The 3,077-nt window shown below is 44.4% G+C and carries 3 protein-coding genes; 2 read left to right on the top strand and 1 reads right to left on the bottom strand.

The window, feature by feature from the left end:
- The first annotated feature begins 2 nt into the window (after nt 1–2).
- Nucleotides 3–1,244 carry a M16 family metallopeptidase gene (locus tag F6K38_RS38115; RefSeq protein WP_287360145.1) on the top strand — a complete coding sequence of 414 codons (1,242 nt, stop codon included), beginning with the start codon at nt 3–5 and terminating at the stop codon, nt 1,242–1,244.
- Between the two features lie 140 nt (nt 1,245–1,384).
- Nucleotides 1,385–2,194, top strand: a complete 810-nt coding sequence (locus F6K38_RS38110) for a peptidoglycan-binding domain-containing protein (RefSeq protein ID WP_008189690.1) — start codon at nt 1,385–1,387, stop codon at nt 2,192–2,194.
- A 173-nt stretch (nt 2,195–2,367) separates the two neighbouring features.
- Here the strand turns inward: F6K38_RS38110 and F6K38_RS38105 are convergent, their stop codons facing one another.
- Nucleotides 2,368–3,012: a PEP-CTERM sorting domain-containing protein gene (locus F6K38_RS38105; protein ID WP_287263195.1), complete on the bottom strand. Its 645-nt coding sequence runs from the start codon at nt 3,010–3,012 to the stop codon at nt 2,368–2,370.
- Nucleotides 3,013–3,077 lie beyond the last annotated feature (65 nt).

Here is a 3,077-nt window from a genome sequence, read left to right as displayed (position 1 = left end):
ATATCCATCGCACAGTGCTAGATAATGGCATCGTGGTGATAGTAGTTGAAAATGCTGCTGCTGATATCATTGCCAGCCGTCTATTTATTCGGGCAGGTAGTCAGTTCGATCCACCAAACCAAGCTGGCCTATCTCACCTCGTCTCAGCAGTTATCACCAAGGGAACCCAAGACTTATCCTCCATAGACATTGCCGAACGGGTGGAGTCTATGGGGGCTCAACTTGGTGCTGATGCAGCTAACGATTATTTTATACTCTCCCTGAAAACCGTTGCAGCTGACTGGTTTGAAATGTTACAGCTAGCAGGACAGATTTTGCGATCGCCTAGTTTCCCAGATGCCGAAGTAGACCTAGAAAGGTACCTAACCATTCAAACTATTCGTGGGCAACAGGAGCAACCCTTTAGCATTGCCTATAAGCAATTGCGACAGGCAATCTATCAAGACCATCCCTACGGCTTTTCGGTGTTGGGAGAAGAAGCTACGGTATCTACACTGGATCGAGCTGACTTAGAACACTATCATCACACTTATTTCCGCCCCGATAACCTCATAATTAGTATTGCAGGTCGTATTAACTCAGAAGATGCGATTAAGCAGGTAGAGCAAGTGTTTGGGGATTGGCAAGTTCCCGATACACCCCTGAGCAAACCCTCCTTACCCTCCCCTATTGCCCAACCCTGCCAAGTGACCACTGCCCAAGACACACAGCAGTCCATTGTGATGCTGGGTTATATTACCTCAGCTGTACAAGAGGCTGACTTTGCTACCCTCAAACTCCTGAATACCTACCTGGGGAATGGTCTTTCTAGCCGCTTGTTTGTAGAACTCAGAGAAAAGCGGGGTTTAGCCTATGATGTCTCAGCATTGTTTCCGACACGCCAGTCAGCTTCTACGTTTATAGCGTACATGGGAACAGCACCGGAAAATACAGAAACTGCCCTGGTTGGTCTGGTTACCGAAGTGGAACGCCTTTGTTCTCAACAACTGAGTCAGGATGAATTGCAAGTTGCCAAAAATAAGCTTCTTGGTCAGTATGCACTAGGTAAACAAACCAATGGTCAGCTCGCTCAAGTCTATGGCTGGTATGAGACGATCGGGCTAGGAGTTGAGTTTGATAACCTATTTCAACAAGATGTGACAAAGGTTACTCCAGAGATGGCTCAAGCAGCAGCTAATCGCTATTTTATTGAACCTTATATTTCTCTAGTCGGACCGGCTGAAGCAATCAACTTCCTGAGTTAACAGAGCAGACCAAAAACTTCAGGTCTCTCCCGTGTTTTACCTTTTAACCGGGGGAGACCTGAATGTATTGTTGTCTATAAATCCGCTTGAATCGATAAAGTTAAATTAAGTCGTGACAAGATTTAATTCACTGTAAAGATATGGATTCTATAGACACCACTAACAGCATTATCGGTATAACTATCTTTGGATCAATAGCCCTTAGCTTAGGGAATTTGCCATCAGTTGCCCTTGAAGCCAATGGCGTTGTCCCAAAACTGGCTCAAGCAATTACCCCAGTCAAAATCAACCGACCAACTCTCGACATTGGTAGTGAGGGGGAAAGAGTATCTGAATTACAAGCAGTTCTTAAATTATTGGGGTATTACACAGGAGAGGTAAATGGGTTTTATGGAGATAATACTGCGATCGCTGTCTCCAAGCTCCAGCGAGAAGCGGGTTTAACTCCCCATGGCATCATGGGAGCTGCTGAATGGAATCTTCTGTTTCCAAGCATCCCACCCAATCCAACATCCTCAACCTCTACTTCCAATCCCTTACCCTCAGCAAGTAGAACACCACCGACCACCTCTGATGGCATCTCAGCTTCATCGTTTCCGACGCCTTCCATCACAGAAGCTATTACCCAAACCACCACAACTCGTCCCAACCCTTCCTCTCCAGCAACCAGCACTAGCTTTGGTAATCGCACTACCACAACAGGCAATTCGGTCACTGTTGAGAGAACTAAGCCTAGCGCTATAACTTTACCAATTCTCCGACAAGGTATGCGTGGTCCAGCCGTCCAGCAATTGCAGAGGCGACTGAAATCTCTTGGTTTTTTAAAAGCCACAGTGGATGGGGTATTTGGAGAGGTTACGAAAGCCGCAGTACAAGCGGCTCAGCGCAAGTTCAAACTAGAACCTGATGGCATTGTTGGTCCTGCTACTTGGAATGCTTTGCTACGTTGATGAAATTTTTGTTGAACGCGATGGACTTCGTCCCGCTTTCAGCGATCGCGTGGCCGAAAGGCCATGGTTGATGATTGAACTGTCAACTGTTCAATCATCAAGCGTCAACAACACACTAGTTATATTTTTGCTGGTTGACTAATGATCATTCTTGATTGATATTACTGCTTTGGTTATTTCTGCTGCTTGAGTTCGTGTTTAAATAGGGAACTAATTCCTAAAGCTCCCAAAGCTAAAATCCCTAGGGTAGAAGCAGGTTCGGGAACTCTTTCACCTGTAGACAATGACAGCTTCGCACCAGATACAATGGCATCATCTCCATAAAATACCGGAATCTTGCCACTATTAGCATTAAAGACGTTCACGATTTCTCCTGAGTCGTAAAACTCCAGTAAATTTAAAGACAGCGATTGCTTAGTTCCTACTGATAAATTGCTGAGCGGAGCAATAAGAATAGTATCCAATCCTATGATCCCAAATACATCGGTAGTAATCAGGACGTTGTTTGGTGTCAGGTCTAAAGTTAGTTCCGCTTGCAATACGTCATTTATTGATGTTGCCAAGTCAGAAAAATCAAAGCTCCAACTTGTCTGTTCATCAATCCCATTACCAAGGATTTTATCCCCATTCTTTTCTATCGTAAAATCGCTGTTTTGTAGGGTTTGACCAATACTGGGATTTAGTATTGTTGAAGGAGTTGAGCTCCCAATCGCTTCAGCTGTTAAATCAAGACGACTAGCCAAGGCTTTTTCAGGGATTAAGCAACTGCTCAAAACCACGGCAATTGTAGCCACTGAGAACACTTTTAAAGTAAGCATTTTAATGATCCCAAACCAAAAATCACGTTAGTGTTGATGGAAAAATAACTTTATTATACTTCCTT

The sequence above is a fragment of the Moorena sp. SIO3B2 genome (genome assembly GCF_010692525.1).
Classification (GTDB): Bacteria; Cyanobacteriota; Cyanobacteriia; order Cyanobacteriales; family Coleofasciculaceae; genus Moorena; species Moorena producens.
Note: the sequence above shows the minus strand (reverse complement) of the source record. Positions and strands in the feature narration are given on the sequence as shown.